This is a genomic window from Microcella humidisoli (assembly GCF_024362325.1).
Lineage (GTDB): Bacteria > Actinomycetota > Actinomycetes > Actinomycetales > Microbacteriaceae > Microcella > Microcella humidisoli.
Genome location: NZ_CP101497.1, coordinates 53989 through 72559, shown reverse-complemented (window position 1 = coordinate 72559; position 18571 = coordinate 53989). Strand labels below are relative to the sequence as shown.

The 18571-nt window shown below is 67.0% G+C and carries 10 protein-coding genes; 8 read left to right on the top strand and 2 right to left on the bottom strand.

Annotated elements, in window-relative coordinates:
* Window positions 1-95: 95 nt before the first annotated feature.
* The 5 genes from NNL39_RS00290 (at window position 96) to NNL39_RS00270 (ending at window position 3464) form a co-directional block, all read left to right on the top strand.
* Window positions 96-344: a type II toxin-antitoxin system Phd/YefM family antitoxin gene (locus NNL39_RS00290; protein WP_255159730.1), complete on the top strand. Its 249-nt coding sequence runs from the start codon at window positions 96-98 to the stop codon at window positions 342-344.
* A 3-nt stretch (window positions 345-347) separates the two neighbouring features.
* Window positions 348-743 (top strand): type II toxin-antitoxin system VapC family toxin, encoded by a 396-nt coding sequence (locus NNL39_RS00285; RefSeq protein WP_255159729.1) that lies wholly within the window; start codon window positions 348-350, stop codon window positions 741-743.
* The gene (locus NNL39_RS00280) at window positions 740-1564 is read left to right on the top strand and encodes a DUF429 domain-containing protein (protein ID WP_255159728.1); all 825 of its coding nucleotides are present in this window, start codon (window positions 740-742) and stop codon (window positions 1562-1564) included. Before NNL39_RS00285 ends, NNL39_RS00280 begins: the two co-directional genes overlap by 4 nt.
* A 147-nt stretch (window positions 1565-1711) precedes the next feature.
* On the top strand, window positions 1712-2428 hold the full coding sequence (locus tag NNL39_RS00275) for a DarT ssDNA thymidine ADP-ribosyltransferase family protein (protein ID WP_255159727.1): 717 nt from the start codon (window positions 1712-1714) through the stop codon (window positions 2426-2428).
* 43 nt (window positions 2429-2471) lie between these two features.
* Window positions 2472-3464, top strand: a complete 993-nt coding sequence (locus NNL39_RS00270; RefSeq protein WP_255159726.1) for an NERD domain-containing protein/DEAD/DEAH box helicase — start codon at window positions 2472-2474, stop codon at window positions 3462-3464.
* A gap of 171 nt (window positions 3465-3635) precedes the next feature.
* On the opposite strand, the gene NNL39_RS00265 is transcribed toward NNL39_RS00270, so the two are convergent.
* On the bottom strand, window positions 3636-3809 hold the full coding sequence (locus tag NNL39_RS00265; protein ID WP_255159725.1) for a hypothetical protein: 174 nt from the start codon (window positions 3807-3809) through the stop codon (window positions 3636-3638).
* Window positions 3809-4306, bottom strand: coding sequence for a hypothetical protein (locus NNL39_RS00260; RefSeq protein WP_255159724.1), 498 nt, complete (start codon window positions 4304-4306; stop codon window positions 3809-3811). Before NNL39_RS00260 ends, NNL39_RS00265 begins: the two co-directional genes overlap by 1 nt.
* Window positions 4307-4512: 206 nt before the next feature.
* On the opposite strand from NNL39_RS00260, the gene NNL39_RS00255 reads away from it, so the two are divergent.
* The 3 genes from NNL39_RS00255 to NNL39_RS00245 are packed head-to-tail and all read left to right on the top strand — an operon-like array spanning window position 4513 to window position 18568.
* A complete protein-coding gene (locus NNL39_RS00255; RefSeq protein ID WP_255159723.1) occupies window positions 4513-7440 on the top strand; it encodes a helicase-related protein in 2928 nt (975 codons plus the stop codon).
* Between the two features lie 2 nt (window positions 7441-7442).
* Window positions 7443-12161 (top strand): DNA methyltransferase, encoded by a 4719-nt coding sequence (locus tag NNL39_RS00250; RefSeq protein ID WP_255159722.1) that lies wholly within the window; start codon window positions 7443-7445, stop codon window positions 12159-12161.
* Complete coding sequence (locus NNL39_RS00245) at window positions 12158-18568, top strand: DEAD/DEAH box helicase (RefSeq protein ID WP_255159721.1); 6411 nt, start codon at window positions 12158-12160, stop codon at window positions 18566-18568. Before NNL39_RS00250 ends, NNL39_RS00245 begins: the two co-directional genes overlap by 4 nt.
* Window positions 18569-18571 lie beyond the last annotated feature (3 nt).

The window sequence follows — 18571 nt, the reverse complement described above, 5'->3', positions numbered from 1 at the left end:
CTATGCCACGAACGGCGACTCTCGACGATCGGCCGGGGTCGGTGCCGGGGTGGGTGCTAACCTGGCTAGGTCATCACGCCAGGAAGGGGAGGCGCATGGAACCGGTCAACATTCTGGATGCCCGCAACAGCCTCTCGAAGCTCGTGGCCGCGGCCGAGAACGGCGATGACGTCGTGATCGCGAAGCGGGGCCGCCCGGTCGTACGCCTCGTGCCGGTCGAGCCGCCGCGCACCACGGCGGGAGCGCTCGCCGAGCGGCTGGTGCGGAATCCACCGCCCCACTCGCGCAGCGCGGCTGAGATCGACGCCGACATTCGTGACGCTCGCGAGAGCTGGGGTTCGTAGGGCGTGATCTACCTCGACTCGTGCATCCTCATCTACGCCGTCGAAGACGAGGGTGAGCGCGGCCGGCTGGCGCGCCAGGCGCTCGCCGATCACGCCGATGATGAGCTGGTGGTGTCACCGCTCGTGGTCATGGAGTGCCTGACCGGCCCGTTGAAGCGCGGCGACCTCGCCCTCGTCGACTACTACCGGGCGACGCTCGACGCCGTCGGGCGGACGCCGTTCGACGAGGCGGTGTTCGTGCGGGCCGCCGAGTTGCGCGCCCGGCACGCGATATCGACTCCGGATGCCCTGCACCTCGCCGCGGCGCAGAAGGCCGCGTGCACGGCGCTCTGGACGAACGACCGTCGCCTCGAGCGTGCCGCCCACGGTCTCGCGGTGGCCATCTTTGAGGCGTCGTGAGCGCGCGGGTCGCGGGGGTCGACCTCGCGGCGGAGGCGGCGGGCACCGCGGTCGCGGTGTTGCGGATCGACCGCGGAGCGCTCGACCCGGGCGCCGGGGGAGGGTCTGGAGGGGCGACCGTCGTGCTCGAGTCGCTGCGGCTCGGCGTCGACGACGCGGCGCTGCTCGCGGCGACCCGCGACGCGCGCCTGATCGGCATCGACTGCGCGCTCGGCTGGCCGGTCGACTTCGTCGACTTTGTCGGCCGGCAGGCCTCGGGGGAGCGACTGGCTGACTCCGACACCGGCGACCTCGCGTGGCGCCGCCGCCTCGCGTTCCGCGAGACCGACCGCGTCGTCACCGAGCGCACGGGCGCGCGGCCTCTCAGCGTGGCGACCGACCGGCTGGGCATGACGGCGCTGCGGTGCGCGGTGCTGCTCGACCGGCTGGCGGGCGACGGGCGCGTGGTCGATCGCTCGGGGGAGCATCCGAGTGTCGTCGTCGAGGTGTACCCCGCGATGGCGCTGCGCGTGTGGGGGCTCGCGGCGCGCGGCTATAAGGCGGCGGGCGGTGCGGCCGCGTCAGCGGCGATGGATGCGCGCACCGCGCTCATCGACGACGTGAGCCGCGCGGCTCCGTGGTTGCAGCTCGGCGAGCACCGCCGCACCCTCATGCGGGAGTCGGCCGATGCGCTCGACGCGGTGCTGGCCGCGCTGGTGGCGCTGGCGCACGGAGCCGGGGCGAGCATCCCGCCCGAGCCGCAGCAGCGGAAGCGCGCGCGGGTGGAGGGCTGGATCGCGATCCCGACGGTCGGGCTCGCCCAGTTGGGCGCGATACTCTAGAGGTTTGGGGCCGAGCCGCGTTCTGCGGTGCCCCTGTGAGGGAGTTGCGTGGTGGCTGGGTCGTCGACGGAAGAGTGCATCCACGGTTTCGAGCCGGGCATGTGCGCCAGTTGCTTCCCGCCGCCCCCGCCTGTGGCGCCGGCTCCCGTGCGTCGCGCCCCTCGGCAAGCCGCGCGCAGCCTGCGCAGCCCCGCCGCGGGTGCGACCGGCAAGGCCGCCGAGGTGCGCCCGCCGAACCTGCCGCAGCGCATCTTCCACGTGACCCACATCAGCAACCTGCCGTCGATTCTCGAGGCCGGGCAGCTGCTGCCGCCGTCGGAGGCCGCGCCCGAGCTGCGCCTCGCGAGCGAGCTCACCCTCGAGCTGCGCGCCTCGGCGCCGGTGCCGGGCGACGGTAGCTACGACGACGACGGCATCGAGCGCACGGCTGCCGACTGCGTGGCGTTCAGCTTGACGCCGCAGGCGACCTGGTGGCTCGAGGTGCAGGAGGGTGCCCCCGGGCCGACGTGGAGCGCCGCGGCGAAGGCCGCATCCACCGTCGACTTCGTCGTTCTGGGCGTCGACATCGCGGCCGTGTCGAACACGGTCGTCGTGACCGACGGCGACGCGGCGGCTCCGGCGACGACGCTCGGCATCGGAGTCGAGGGCCGGCAGCGGATGCTCGCGCGCGCCGCCGGCAGCCCCGAGGGTCTGCAGGCCGCCGAGGCGCTCGTGCCCGGCCCGGTGTCGCTCGCGACCGTGGCGCTCGTCGCCGTGGCGAACGACCGTCGCCGCGACGAGGTGCGCGACCTGCTGAAGGCGGCGGGCGTGACCGCGAAGGTCGCCGTGTACCCGCCGTGGTTCGTGCCGAAGGTCGACGACTAGGGGCTTCTCGCTACGAGGCCACTCTCGAAGTAGTCTCACGGTTATGGCCCGCATGATCCCGCCGACCATCGGCGATGACGCCCCTCCCGGCGAACATGCCGTCTTCGCGGTGCTGCGCGATGCGCCCGACGACTGGGTCGTCTTCCACTCTCTCGAGATCGCGCACCACGTCAGCCAAGTGCAGGGCGAAGCCGACTTCGTCGTCGTCGCGCCCGGGCACGGCGTGCTCGTCATCGAGGTGAAGTCGCACGAGAGCATCGAAGCCGACGGCGAGGGACGCTGGCGCTACGGCAAGCGCGACTGGGTAACCCGTAGCCCCTTCGAGCAGGCGTCGGGGGCGCAGCACTCGATCATCGAGTTTCTCGAGTCGCGCGGGGCCGGACCCGTGGGGTATCCGATCTTTCACGCGGCGTGGCTCACCCAGCTAAGCAAGAGCAAGTTCAGCGCCGGCATCGGCTGGCACGAGTGGCAGCTACTCGATGCCGCCGATCTTGCGGCCGACAAGGCGCCCGGTGCGATCATCCGCACCCTGAACAAGGCGAGCGCGCACCTGGCCGAGACGATCAGCGGCTACCGCCGCGTTGAGGGTCAACCCGACCAGGCGCACACCGAGCGCATCACCGAACTACTGACCCCGCGCTTCCAGCTTGAGCTCAGCGCGAAAGAGCTGGCCCGCCGCCGCGAGCACGAGCAGGCCACGTTCACCGCCGAGCAGGTGAAGATTCTGGACGTGGTCGGCAGCAACCCGCGGCTGCTGGTCGAGGGTCCGGCTGGGTCGGGCAAGACGTGGGTGGCCGCCGAGGCTGCCCGACGCGCGGCAGAGAGTGGCAAGCGCACGCTCGTCGTCGTGTTCAACCGGCTCATCGAGGCGCGGCTGGCCGAGCTGTGCGGTGAGGGCATCGAGGTGCGGCGCATCCACTCGCTGATGGCGCAGGTGGTCGACCGGCACGCGGGCAAGAACGAGGCAGTGCGCAAGCTCGCGAGCCGGCAGCGTCTGCTCACAGCCGGAATCCTCGGGGATCTCCAACGCCATTAGAGCTAGCGGCCGCGGGATCCCAAGGGCTCAAGCGTTGTCGCCGTGGCCTTCTTCCCACCCCACCGCGATTGCCCGATCCTGCCGCGAAGCGCCCGTCCGCTAGTGCGTCCGGGTCTGCACTCGAACAGGTCCGAGACACATCCAGTGACGCAATTCGTTGGCTACCACCTTCTAGCTTTGTGATTCTCTCTTCTCACGCCGTTGGCTCTCGATGACCTTTCCAAAGTTGACTGTTGTCTCATCATCATCGCGGCTGTGCTTCACGTAGCCGGTATTCGAGCTTGTCACGTCCTCGGCGTCGTCGTCCCCGCCAGCAACGCTGTCCTCAAAACCAGGGCGTGTCATCAGGTGCCTCCTAGAGTCTCAAATGAAAAGGTGATGCAAAGAGCGGTAGTCGACAGAATCAACAGGACGAAGCCGGTGGAAACCAATAGGGATCGATTCTTCAGGTCGCCCTCGCGCGCGACGAGAACGTGCGCCTTGTCAAGCACGAGCTGTCGTTCAACCGTCGCCGCAGTGAGCTGTGAGTCGACGTACTTGTCAGCTAGCCGTTGAGGCAATAGCTCAATGCGCTGGCCAGGGCGCAGAGCGAGAGCAGACCCAACGAGAGCGAGGCAAGCGAGCACCAAGGCCGCTAGCCCAACTATCGGTTGAACTTCCCAAAGGCGGCTGGAGGTCGCCGCGATGACCACACCGGCCGCCACTGCAAGAAAAGAACCCTTCGACATGATGCTCGAATGACGCGCCGAGGCATCTGCGCCAAGGCGGTCCAGTTCCTCATGAATCAAGCGAATACGCGAGAAGCTCCGGCGGGCGAGCTCCACTTCACGTTTCTTACTCATAGCAGGATTGTAGGGAGATCGAGCCAAACTCAGAAGCTACTGGGTTCTCTGAGAGCGAATCTTCCACCGTGCGCGTCACTTGATGCGGGTCAAGCGTCCGTGGTGACCGCAAGACTCATCTCGACCCACCCTCACGAATAGAGTGGGCTCACGAGCACCCCGGGGCTAAGGCGCCCCGTCCTGGCCGGAGGAAAAACGCACTAGTGATGAACTCGACTGCCCTGCAAGACGCGCCAGCGACTCCCGATACCCCCAACGTCGCCCCCGGTTCGGTCGTCGTCGTCCGCGACGCCGAATGGCTCGTGACCAGCACCGAGATGACCACCTCGGGCCTCCTCGTCCGCGTGCAGGGCCTGAGCGAACTCGTGCGCGACACCACCGCAACGTTCTACAGCGGAATCGACGAGATCGTCCCGCTCGACCCGGCGGCCGCAACCGTGGTGGCCGACGCATCGGGCAAGTACGCCACCGCGAAGCTTTGGCTAGAGGCGACGCTTCGCAAGGCGCCGGTTCCGATGAACGCCCCGAACCTCACGGCTTCGACCAGCATGCTTGTTGACCCGCTCGAATACCAGCGCGCCGCGGTGCGCAAGGCGCTCGACCCGGCGAATCTGCGGCCGCGCATCCTGCTCGCCGACGCGGTGGGCCTCGGCAAGACGGTCGAGATCGGCATGATCCTGGCCGAGCTGGTGCGCCGGGGGCGGGGCGAGAGCATCCTGATCGTGACGCCCAGGCACGTGCTCGAGCAGATGCAGCACGAGATGTGGTCGCGATTCGCGCTGCCGTTCGTGCGCCTCGACTCGGTGGGTATTCAGCGGGTGCGGCAGAAGCTGCCGGCCACCCGCAACCCGTTCAGCATGTACAAGCGCGCGATCATTTCGATCGACACCCTCAAGCAAGAGAAGTACCGCCGCTACCTGCAGAAGCATCGTTGGGATGCCGTCGTCATCGACGAGTCGCACAACATCACCGGCGCTACCCAGAACAACCGCCTCGCGCGCATGTTGGCCACCAACGCGGAAGCGCTCATCCTCGCCAGTGCGACCCCGCACAACGGCAAGAAAGAGTCGTTTGCCGAGCTCATTCGCCTGCTCGAGCCGACCGCGGTGGACCCTGCGGGCAACGTGCTCGAAGACGAGGCGAAGAACCTCATTATCCGCCGCCACCGGCACAGCGACGAGGTGGCTCGCGAGGTCGGCTCCGATTGGGCTGAGCGCAAGCCAGTGCAGCACAAGCTGCTGGCCGCGAGCCCGGCCGAAAACGCCGTCGCGACCGAAATCTCGCAGACCTGGCTGCACCCGACCGGCTCGTCACCGTATTCGGGCGGCAACTCTACACTCTTTCCGTGGACGCTCGCGAAGGGCTTCCTGTCATCAATTCCGGCCCTGATTGAGAGCGTGGATGCTCGCAGCCGGTCTCTCGACCGCTCCACCCCATCCCAAGCAAAAGAACTCGAAGCCCTCGCCACCCTTCGGTCGTTGGCCGCGACAGCCCTCGAGCAGAAGTCGGCCAAGTACGAGGGCCTGAAGGCGTACCTCGCGCAGATCGGTGTCTCGGCGAAGGACGACAATCGCGTCGTCATCTTCTCTGAGCGTGTGCCCACCCTGAAGTGGCTGCGCGAGAGCCTAAAGCGCGACCTGAAGCTGAAAGACGAGCAGATTGCGGTGCTGCACGGCGGCTTGACCGACGTCGAGCAGCAGGAGGTGGTGGAGAGCTTCAAGCAGGCAGCCTCGCCGATTCGAGTGCTCGTGACTGGAGACGTGGCCTCCGAGGGTGTCAACCTGCACTCGCAATGCCATGAGCTCGTGCACTACGACATTCCGTGGAGCCTGATCCGCATCGAGCAGCGCAACGGCCGCATCGACCGCTACGGTCAGCGCCACGCGCCGCAGATCACGACCCTGCTGCTTGAGCCCGATGACGCGAAGTTCTCGGGCGACGTTCGAGTGCTCACTCGTCTCATCGAGCGTGAGGATGAAGCGCACAAGGCGCTCGGCGACGTCGCCTCGCTCATGGACAAGTACAGCGCCGCCGACGAAGAAGAAGAGATCCGTAAGGTTCTCGCCGGAGAACGCGACTTCGACGACGTCGTGAAGACCGCCGACAAGGTGATGAGCGAGACCAACTCGGTCGCAGCCCTCCTCGCCCGCATCAGCCAGCAGGGCCAGAACTCCCTCGGCCCCGCGCCCGACACGGACGACGAGCCCGACACTCCCACGGGCACCGCAACCGACAGCGACTCGACCCGGCTCTTCTCCGACGACATCGCTTTCCTGCGGTCCGCCCTGCACCTCGCCTTCGAGACGCCCGCCGACTCACTCGAGCGCGGCGGCGTTGAGTGGCGCGAGTTTCCGAATGACGGAATCGTGCAACTCAGCCCGACTCGTGACCTCGTCCAGCGCCTTGAGGTGCTGCCTCAGACCTACCTGCGCGAGCGCGACGTGACGACGCTGTTCAAGCTCGCGACGACGAAGAAGCGCGCGAACGACCTGCTTGCCGATGCGCGCAACGACACGCGCAGCATCTCGTCGTGGCCCGAGGCGCACTTCGTGGGCCCGCTGCACCCGGTGCTCGACTGGGCGGCCGACCGCGCGCTCGGCGGCCTGGGCCGCAACGAGGTTCCCGCGATCCGTGGCGACGTCGATGCGCCCACGGTGCTGCTACTGGCGACGCTCAGCAACCGTCGCGGCCAGGTGGTGGCTCGCTCCTTCATCACGACCGTTCACCCCAACCCCGCTGCCCCCGAGCAGGCCTTTGCCACCGTGCACCCCTCTGCGGCCGAAGCCCTGCGCGACATGGGTCTCACCGACACGACGCCGAACCCTGGCCCGGTCGACGTGCGACCCTTGCGTGCCCTGATCCCTGCGGCGGTGAAGCGAGCGTTCGCGTCGGCCGAGCACCTCTCGGTCGTCTCGGGCGCCGACATCGAGAAGCGAATCGAACTGTGGGCCTCTCGCGTTGAGGACTGGCAGCACGGCGCCGACGCCCTCGACCAGATCGCTGGCCTGCGTGAACGTCGCGTCACCGTCGAGCAAGAGCGCGAGCTCGCCGAACAGATGCGCCCGCACCAGACCCTCGTGCGCCCGCTCGTCGTCGTCGTGCCCGCCGACACCCCGACCATGGAAGGAGCCTGACCATGGCCTCTGAAGCGTTCATCGTCGGCGAAGCCTGGCTCAGCGAGCACTACTTCACGACCGACGCTACGTCGCAGTCGTTCAAGTCCCGTGTGCTCGAGCGTCGCAAGAAGTTCGACGAGCAGCACGACGAAACGGGGGCTTCTGCGCTCAGCCGGTTCACGAGCATCCGGTCATCGATCGAGGCTTACCTCGCCTCCGTCGACACGAGCGAATCTGCCACAGTCGACCCTGCGAGCGTTCGCGCCGACTACGTCACCCCGCTGCTCACCGCCCTGGGCTTCATCGGTTCCGGTCTGGTGCACGAGCGCCGCGGCCCCGTCACGCGAGTGCATCGCCTCGGCATCACGGGGGATGCTCCGTTCGCGATCATCGAAGCCAAACCGGTCGACACTCACGAGCAGCTGCTGCAGAAGGACGCCAGCACCCTGCTCGAGAAGTACGCTCCCGAGGCTGACGAGAACCACCCGATCGACTCGGTGGCGCGAACCCTGTCGAGCCTCTTTGCCGACACCAACGGCCCCGCCTTCGCCCTCGTGCTCGCGGGTCAGTGGCTGCTCATCGCCGAGAACGAGCGTTGGCCCGAGGGGCGATACTTGGCCATCGACCTGCAACTGGTCTGCCAGCGCAACGAGACGAAGAAGGGCGGCGAGATCGACCGTCTGCTCGCCTGCGTCAGTGCCGACGCGCTCGCTCCCGATGAGGAGGGCGACATCTGGTGGTCGTCGGTGCTCGACGAGTCGGTCAAGCACACCGTCGGAGTCTCGCAAGATCTGCGCGAGGGCGTGCGGCATTCGATTGAGATCATCGCCAACGACGTGGTCGCTCGCCGCCGCCGCGCTGGCCTCGACCCGCTGCCCGGCGATCAGGCGCAGGTGCTCGCCAAGCAGGCCCTGCGGTTCCTCTACCGCATCCTCTTCCTCCTCTATGCCGAGGCCTCGCCCGAGCTCAAGGTTCTCCCCGCCGGAACCCCCGAATATGAGCAGGGCTACAGCCTCGACCGCCTGCGCGACCTGACCCTCGCATCGCTCTCAACCGAACGCGCCGAGCACGGCACGCACCTTTACGAGTCGCTCGCAGTGCTGTTCCGCCTGGTCGATCGCGGCCACGGCGTCGACCCTTCCCACCCCGGCGAGACCGACGACGAGGCGACGGATGCTCCCCGCGAGCTCGGCGAAGGCCTCGTCTTCCAGAGCCTGCGTGCCGACCTCTTCTTGCCCAAAGCAACGGCTCTTATCGACGAGGTCAAGCTCAGTGACCGTGAATTGCAGCGCGTGCTGCAGCACCTGCTGCTGAGCAAAGAGCAAAAGGGTCGCGACCGCGGCTTCATCAGCTACGCCGACCTCGGCATCAACCAGCTCGGAGCCGTCTACGAGGGACTCATGTCGTACACGGGCTTCTTCGCCGACGAGCAACTGCACGAGGTGGCGAAAGACGGCGACGCCTCGAAGGGCTCGTGGGTCGTGCCGGTCACCCGCTCGGGCCACCTCGACGAGAAAGACTTCGTCAAGCGCCCGCACCCGATCACCGGCGAGCCGCACCGTGTCGTGCACGAGCAGGGCAGCTTCGTCTTCCGCCTGGCCGGCCGCGAGCGCCAGCAGTCGGCCTCCTACTACACGCCCGAGGTACTCACCCGCTTCACCGTCGGTCAGGCGCTCGAAGAACTGCTCGATCAGAACGACGAGACCACCACAGCCGAGCAGATTCTCGAGCTGACGGTGTGCGAGCCGGCACTCGGTTCGGGAGCGTTCGCCATCGAGGCCGTGCGTCAACTCGCCGAGCAGTACCTCACGCGTCGACAGGCCGAGACGGGTGAGCGCATTGACCCCGACGCCTACCCGCGCGAGCTGCAGAAGGTCAAGGCCTACCTCGCCCTGCACAACGTCTACGGCGTCGACCTCAACGCCACAGCAGTCGAGCTGGCCGAGATCTCACTGTGGCTCGACACCATGGTCGAAGACCTGCAGGCACCGTGGTTCGGTCTGCACCTGCGACGCGGCAACTCGCTCATCGGGGCTCGCCGCGCCGTCTACACGGCCGCCCAGGTCGCCGACAAGGCGTGGCTCAATGCGGTGCCCCGTGACATTCCGCTCACCGAACTCGCCGACGACTTGCGCGAGGGCCGCCTCGGCTCTGGCCTCAACGGGGGAGTGCACCACTTCCTCCTGCCTGCTGCCGGTTGGGGCAGCGCGGTCGAGGCGAAAGAGGCGCGGGAGCTTGCCCCTGAGCGCACGAAAGAGCTCAAGGCCTGGCAGCGCGAGGTCACGCGCAAGCCCACCAAGAAACAGGTCGCTGCGCTGCAAGGCCTCGCCCTGCGCGTCGAGCGCCTCTGGCAGTTCGCGCTTCGCCGCTACGAGATCGCCGAGAGCCAGGTGCGCCGGCAGATTCCGCTTTGGGGTCGGGATGCTGAGCCCGCGCCGGCAGGCGATCGCGTAACCCGCGAGGAGATCGAGGCGACTTTTGCCGACCCCGATGGCGCCGTCCAGCGTCTTCGCCGCGTGATGGACGCGTGGAACGCGCTGTGGTTTTGGCCCTTGACCGACACGCTCACCCAAGGGGTCAAGCCGCCCACGCTCGATGAGTGGATCGCCGGGCTCGAAGCCCTGCTGGGGAAGCATGTGGAGACCTCGGCGAAGCTGTTGGCCCAAGGCCAAGCGATGCTCGACACCGGGTCATCGTGGGTTGCCCTCGGTGACGCCGAGCAGGCTGACCTGGGGTTCGCTGGTGCAGGAACGGTGGACGCGGTCTTGGCTCACCACCGATGGCTCGTGGTCGCTGAAGGCGTCGCTAGTCGGCAGGGTTTCTTCCACTGGCAAGTCGATTTCTGTGCGCCATTCTCACGCGGCGGTTTCCATCTTCAGGTGGGGAACCCGCCGTGGGTTCGTCCCCGGGTTGTTGCGGATGCGTTGCTCGCGGAGGGTGATCCTTGGTGGCAGCTCAAGGGCAAGGCATCCCAGGCCGACGAAGCACGGCGGCGCGTGGTGACACTCGCGCTGGAGGGGGTTGCCGACCTTGTTGTCGAGTCGACCGTCGACACGGTTGCGGGGGCAGCGTTTGTCGGCGCGGGTGTGAACTACCCGTACCTCGAAGGGTTACAGCCCGATCTCTACAGGTGCTTCATGCAGCAGACGTGGAGACACCAATCGGCGACAGGCGTCGTGTCGATGATTCACCCCGAGAGTCACTTCACTGACGAGAAGGCTGGTCCCCTTCGTGCGGCGACGTACCGTCGGTTGCGGCGGCACTGGCAGTTCGTGAATGAACTGGTCCTCTTCGAGATTGACCATCACGTGTCTTATGGAGTCCACGTCTATGCGGGTGAAGGTGACGTTCAATTCCTGATGGCGTCTTCGCTATATCACCCGTCAACTGTCGAGCGCTCGCTCGAGCACGATGGAACCGGCCCGGAACCTGGGATCAAGAACGATGAGGGCAATTGGGACGTGCGCCCCCATCGCCGTCGCATCATTCCCGTCGATAGAGAGACTCTGCAGGCGTGGGCAGAGTTGCTGGGCGGTGATGACGGTGCGCCGTGGGACCAGACTCGGACTTTGTACGCCGTGAACGCGAGCTCCGCCGAGGTTGTTCGGGGGCTTGTCGGAGCCCGTCGACTGTCGGATCTACGGCTTCAATTCAACGTCGGTTTGACGGAGACTCAGGCCCGAGAGTCAGGGCTGATTGAGTACGGATGGGGTGCGCCCGACTCTTGGGATCGCGTCGTGCTGCAGGGGCCGAACCTGCACCTGTCGAGCCCGTTCTACAAGGCGCCCAACCCGACGATGAAGAACAACCTTGACTGGAGTCTCGTTGATCTTGAAGACCTTTCGTCCGACGCGGTTCCGATCACGTCGTACAAGGTCGCAAGCGACATGCAGATTTATGACTCGGGGTATGCGCGACTTGGTGACACCTCCGGCTCGATTCGCGAGACTGTGCGTGTTGCGTGGCGGGCCATGGCAGCGAATACCGGGGAGCGCACTCTAATTCCAGCGTTGCTCCCTGCTGGGCCGGGACACATCAATGGCGTCTTCTCGGCCGCATCTCCCACCGGGGACGTTCGCGATGTTGTCCTTGCCGTGGGTGCGATGTCGAGCTTGCTGGCCGACTTCTTGGTTCGCGCCGCCCCTAAGAGCGGCATCTACATGAGTTCTGCGGAACGTACGCCCCTGCCGCCCCGAGGGTTTGTGCTTGAAGATCACCTGATTTTGCGCGTGCTTCGCCTCAACGCTTTGGTCGATCGCTTCGGGCAGATCTGGGCTGATACTGCGCCCGAGGAGGGAACCTCGCTTGGTTGGGCCGGTGGGTTGAGTTACCCAGGCCGTGTGGCTCTGGAGAAGTATCCGAAAGTCTGGGATGCGAGTGTTCCGCTTCGACGAGCGTCGGATCGTCGCCAAGCCGTTGTTGAGATTGACGCCCTGATGGCGCTCAGTCTCGGTTTGACTGCCGACGAACTGTGCACCGTGTATCGCACGCAGTTTGCCGTCTTATTTGGCTATGACCGTAAGTCGTCTTACTACGACGCCAACGGACGACTCGTTCCCAATGAGGTGCTCAGTAGCTGGCGCCAGATGGGTACCGCACTTTCGGGTGAAGACAGAACAGCGACGAACGCCTCAGGCATCACCTACACATACGAACTGCCGTTCGTGACGCTTGATCGCGAGGCTGACATGCGTCAGGCGTACGCCCACTTCGAGCGGTTGCTGCAGGAGCGATCGTGAGCGAACTGCTGCCGAGCATCCAGGCTGCCGATGTGCGTGCCGGGCTAGTCGATTATCTGACCACCACGTTTGCGCTGGCCGACGGTGAGACGCGCGATGCGCTCGACCGGTTCCTGAGTCATCCCGAGAATGGCGTATTCAAGGGGCCGTACGTGCGGTTGCGTCTGCCGTTCAAGCCTGCTGAACCGGGAGCCGAGAGCGTTCTCGAATGGTTCGACGGTCTTCCGCCTTACGGGCACCAGGCTGCCGCCTTCGCACGGCTGAGTAGCGCGAACCTCGGGCCCGATAAGCCGCGACCGCTGCCGACACTCGTCACGACGGGCACCGGCTCGGGCAAGACCGAGGCCTTCCTGTACCCGATTCTTGACCACGTTCTGCGCGCCAAGAAGCAGGGTGTGACGGGCATCAAGGCGCTGATCCTTTATCCGATGAACGCGCTCGCCAACGACCAGGCCCGCCGACTGACCGAACTGATCAGCACCAAGCCAGCGCTCGGCGGCATCCGTGCCGCGCTGTACACAGGGCAGAAGGGGCCTGAGCGGTCATCGGTGACCGCGGAAGGTCTCATCACCAAGCGCGAGGTAATCCGCGAAGACGCGCCCGACATTCTGCTGACCAACTACAAGATGCTCGACCAGTTGCTGCTGCGCCCTGCCGACCAGACGCTGTGGAAGCAGAGCGCCACGAGCTTGCGCTACCTCGTGCTCGACGAGTTTCACACCTACGACGGAGCCCAGGGCACCGACGTCGCCATGCTGCTGCGCCGCCTCGGCCTCGCGCTCAAGCGGAACTGGCCCGCGGAGAGCGCCCTCATCGACGATGCCGCACGAGAGCGTCCGCTCGGGCTCATCACGCCGGTCGCGACCTCGGCCACCCTGGGCGACAAGGGCGACCCGGCCGTAATGACGGGCTTCGCTCGCACGGTGTTCGGCGACGAGTTCGATGCCGATTCAGTGGTGACCGAGACGCGTCTCGCGCTGGACGAGTGGGTGTCGGGCGCCGCCGACGTGATCGCTGACGCCGGGCTCACCGTGCGCGACGTGGATGATTCCCTGCTGGGGGAGGTGCTTGACCGACTACCCGGTGACGACACGGACGACCTCGCGGGTGACACGGTGACCGCCGTCTTCGGCACGCTCTACGGCGCGGGTCATGCGGGCGAGGCGACGGCCGTATTCGCGGGGGCGGATGAGTCGCTGCTGCTCGCGGCCAGCCGCGCGCATCCATTTCTGCAGGATTTGTATCAGGCCGCGCACGATCCGATCTCCATCGCCGACCTGGCCGGCCGATTGCTCGGTGCGGGTCTGGGTGCTCAGCAAACCGCCGTGCAGCGCGACGCCGGCCGGGTGCGCGCTCTCGAGCACATCATCGCCGCTCTTGGTGCCGTGCGCGCTCGCCACGGTCGGGAGGCGGCGTCGGTCGACCTCAACCTGTGGGTGCGGGCGCTGAGCCGCCTTGACCGAACCGTCGAGAGCATCCCGCGGTTCCACTGGTCTGATGACGGGCCCGACCTCGGCGACGCGCTCAACGGTGAAGGTGCCGCACCCGCGCTATTTCCTGCTCTGTACTGCCGACACTGTGGTCGCAGTGGCTGGGGGGTGCAGCTCGCCTCTGTCGGCGAAAGCCTCGACGCCAACGACGTCGACATTCGCCGCAATCACGCCAAGCGAGAGGGGCGCTTTCGGGCGCTCATCCATGCGCCACTCGAAGGCGAGCGCCACCGCGCCGCCCTCGAGGCGCGCCAGCCGGGCGTTGACGGGGTCATGTGGTTCGACCCGGTGCAGCGGGGGCTTCTCACCGCGCTTCCCGCGGAGAGTGACGCCCTGCCCGTTCTCGCCCTCAGCGACAAAGACGCTGACGACGACTCGCGGAAAGACGTGTGCCCGAACTGTCGGCAGACCGACGGCATCCGCTTCCTCGGTAGCGCCATTGCCACTCTGCTCTCCGTCAGCATCACCACGATCTTCGGCGACCGGCACCTCGACGCAGCCGAGAAGAAGGCTCTCGTCTTCACCGACAGCGTGCAAGATGCAGCCCACCGCGCCGGGTTCGTGCAGAGCCGGTCGCACGTGTTCAGCCTGCGCAACGCCATGCGCGACGCCGTCGGTGACGAGACGGTCAGCCTCGACGATCTGGTCGAGCGCATGATCAGCCGAGCAACCGACCCCTTCGAACGACACCGGATGCTCGCCCCCGACATCGTCGACCGCGAGCTCTTCGCCCCCTACTGGAACACGCCGCTCGGCGCCGCCGTGCCCACCAAGACCCTCACCGCCGTGCGACGGCGCCTGCGCTTCGACGTCGCGCTCGAATTCGGTCTGCAGTCACGCGTCGGTCGCACACTCGAGCGCACGGGGAGCCTCGCCGTCTGCGTCGACGCCGGGCCGGCGTCGCGACTCGAGACTCTCGGGCGCACGGTGCTCAAGGAGTACGAGACGGGCGCGATGCTCGATGACGCCCTCGCGGCCGACTCAGCCTCGGTCGTGCGCTGGGTGCGCGGAGTGCTCGAGCGCATGCGCGAGCGCGGCGCCATCGAACACGAGTGGCTGCGCAAGTACGTGCAGGGCGACGGGCAACGTTGGGCCGTCTGGGGCGGTCGCACGAAGGGTGTCGGTATGCCCGCGTTCCCGGCTGGGCGGGAGGCTCCCGCCTTCCCTCGGGTCGGCAAGGGCCTGGGGGGCGCCGGCTACAAGGCCTCGAACCTCGACCACGCGAGCTCGGCGCAGAGCTGGTACGCGCGGTGGGCATCCCGCACCATCGGGGTGACGCCGAGCGAAGGCGCGACGCTCACCAGGATGCTGTTCACGGCGCTCGAAAACGCCGACGTTGTGGTTGGCGAGACCATCGGCGACAGCTCGTCGACGGCCTACCAGTTGCGGGCCAGCTCGGTACTGGTCGCACCCATCAGAGAGGCCGAGCGGCTCGCGGGCAGCACGCTGCTCGTCTGCGACATCTGCCGCAATCCCGTGCCCGGCGCCGTTGCCGTTGTTGACCAGCTCGCGGGCGGGCCGTGCACGGCCATTCGCTGCGACGGCACCCTCGAGCGTGAGCCGCTCGGCCCGGTCGACTTCTACCGCCGTCTGTATGACGAAGGGTCGGTGCGGCGCGTGCTGGCGCGCGAGCACACTGGTCTTCTGCCCGACGAGACGCGGCTGGCCTACGAGAACGGATTCAAGTCGGCCGACCAGCAGCCCGACGCGCCCAACGTGCTCGTCGCGACCCCCACCCTCGAGATGGGTATCGACATCGGCGACCTCTCTGCCGTCGTACTCTCGGGGCTGCCCCGCACGGTCGCCTCCTACCTGCAGCGGGTGGGTCGTGCCGGGCGTCACACCGGTAACGCCCTGGCGCTCGCGTTCGTAGAGGGTCGCGGCGACCAGCTACCGAAGCTCGGCGACCCGCTCTCGGTGATCAACGGTGAAGTGCGCCCGCCCGCCACGTACCTCGACGCCACCGAGATTCTGCAGCGGCAGTACATCGCGTCGATCATCGACGAGCTCGCCTCTGCGGGCAAGCTGGGTTCGGTGCGCGTGGCACGTGACGTCCTGGCCTCCACCGACGGCGACAGCTTGCTTGGCACGGTCATCGACGAAGCCGAGACCCGCGCGGATGAACTGCTCGATCGCTACATCGGTACCTTCGGCGGCCAACTGCGTGACTGGGCAGTGGATGCCCTGCACCAGTGGGCCCGCCGCCCCGAGGGCTCGACCGACGTCGACCGCACGAGCCCGCTCGCCCACACGATCATCGGCGCGAGTCAGCGGTGGACGCAGGAGCGCGAGGTGCTCGGCCTGCGCCGCAAGGCCATCAGCGACACGCTGCCGGATCTCGAGGCCGCCGCCAAGCACCCCGCGGCGACCGAGGATGACAAGACCGACTGGCGTGCGGCCAAGGCGTCGCTCGCCATGGTGATGCGACAGATCAAGAACATCAACGATGAGCCCTGGGTAGCGGCTCTTGAGCGGTACGGCGTTCTGCCGAACTACTCGCTGCTCGACGATTCGGTCACGCTTGACGTCGCCATCAGTTGGATCGACCCCGAGACCGGAGACTTCGAGCACTCGAGTGCGGAATATGCGCGGCACGCGAGCATCGCTATCAGCGAGCTCGCGCCCGGCGCGCACTTCTATGCGCAGGGGATCGAGATCGAGATCGACGCCGTCGACCTCGGGCCCGAGGGGTCGAACGTGCAGAAGTGGGTCTACTGCCCGGCGTGCGGGTTCGCCCGCGATACGGCAATGCCGGTGGATGCTGCCACCGCGGCCGCCTGCCCCCGCTGTGGCCACACCGGCATTGTGGACGCTGCTCAGACGATGGACGTCGTCGAGCTCGAACACGTCACCGCCGAGGTGCGGCGCGACGAGTCGGTGATCAACGATCGCAGTGACGAACGTGAGCGTGAGCGCTTCACTGTGCAGATCGCCGCCGACATTGATCCGAAACAGGTCGAAAGCCAGTGGTATGTCGAAGGCTCGTCGTTCGGCGTCAAGCTGCTGAGGTCGATGACCATCCGCTGGGTGAATCTCGGCCGACAGCTCGGGTCGGGCCCGTCGCGTTTCCTCAGTGGCCACGAGCACCTGTCGCCCCTGTTCCGGGTCTGTGCGGCGTGCGGCAAGCTCGACAAGCAAGGCAGTGCGAACTCTCGTCGTGAGCACCGAGCCTGGTGTCGCTACCGTTCGTCGAGCGAAGAGCACGTGCGCACGGTTGCGCTCACGCGAACGCTCACGACGCAGGGCCTGGTCATTCGCTTGCCCACCTCGGTCACCGTCGGCGACTCGATTGCGTTGCCGAGCCTGTCGGCCGCGGTTCAACTGGGTCTGCGCGAGATCATCGGCGGCGATCCCGACCATCTGCAGCTCGTGACCATCATCGAGCCGGTGAACACCGGGGGAGACGAGAACGCCACAGCGCTGCTGGTGCACGACACGGTGCCCGGTGGCACCGGCTACCTCGCCGATCTGGCTGCCCACGAGCGCATCCGCGAGGTGCTCGAGGCCGCCTGGCGGGTCGTCGCCAACTGCGAATGTCGCAATGAGGCGCGCGCGGCGTGCCACCGCTGTTTGCTGCCGTTCGCGCCGGGGCTCAACGTCGAATCGGTGTCGCGCGCGAGTGCCGAACGCAACCTGCGGCGCATTCTCGGCGTCGACGAAAACGATCAGCCGACGCCGTGGTCAATCACCACCGTCGACCCCGGAGTCGACGACCCCGAGTCGCACCTCGAACAGTGGTTCCGCAAAGTCTTCATCGAACGTGCCAAGACTCTCGGCGGCGCGATTCGCGAAGTGCCGGGCCCGTGGGGCAACCGAGTCGAGGTCAAGGTCGCTGGCCGAGTCTGGATGCTCACGCCCCAGGTGTTCGTCGCCGGCAGTCGCCCCGACTTCGTGCTGGCGCCCATTGGCGGCGGTGCCCGTCCGATCGCGATCTTCCTCGACGGGTACAAGTACCACGCATCCGTGCAGCACAACCGCATCGCGGACGACGCCCAAAAGCGCACCGCCCTGCGCCTTCACAACCACCACGTGCTCGCCCTCACCTGGGACGACATCAAGCGGGTCGATGAAGGCGCTGCCGAGCTGACCCCGTGGTGGTACGACGAAGCATCGGTCATCGTCGCCGGCCAAGCGTTTGGTCTCTCGCCGGCAACACTTCAGACCGTCACGCAGAACCCGATGACCCACCTGATGGAGTGGATGCTCGACCCCGACTCGGCCCAGCGTCGGTGGGCATCCGTTGCCCAGTCGCTGCCGGTGTTGACGGCCGCGCCCTTCAGCACTTTCGCGTCGAGTGTCGGCACGAGGGAAGCGCTCATGCAGCGAGCGATCGACGTGGCTGAGGGCGCGAACCTCGGATCGGGGTTGAGCGACGACACCTGGCACCTTGCTCGCGACGGCGTAGTGATGGCCACCCGGTATGACGCTGACCGCAACGCCAGCAACGTCGTACTTCTGCTGGATGATCGCACTGAGACGGTAGCCCGCGAGGGCTTCGTCAATGGATGGCGCACCTGGTTGCGACTCGCGAATCTGCTCGGCCCGGCCGTCGTCGATGGTGAAGTTGAGATCGTCGCGCACTCGATCGCTGAGCACGTCACCGACGAGCGAGTCCGCTCCGGTGACGAGCTCGTCGACTTGGCCCTGCCGGCTGCATGGCGCGAGGCCCTGCAGTATGCGACCGCGGGGGAGCGCGACTTCTTGACCGAGCTGGCGGGTCTCGGCGGTGTTCCGGTGCCCGAGCTCGGTGTCGACCTTGCCGACGGAATCCCGGTCAGCATGGTGTGGCGCGAGGCGCGTGTGGTCGTGGCGTACGACCTGACCGACAGTGACCGCGTCGCGTTGACAGCCGAGGGCTGGACCCTCGTTGACCCAGACCCGCTCGCAGTGCAGGCGGCGTTGAAAGTGGAGGAATAGCCA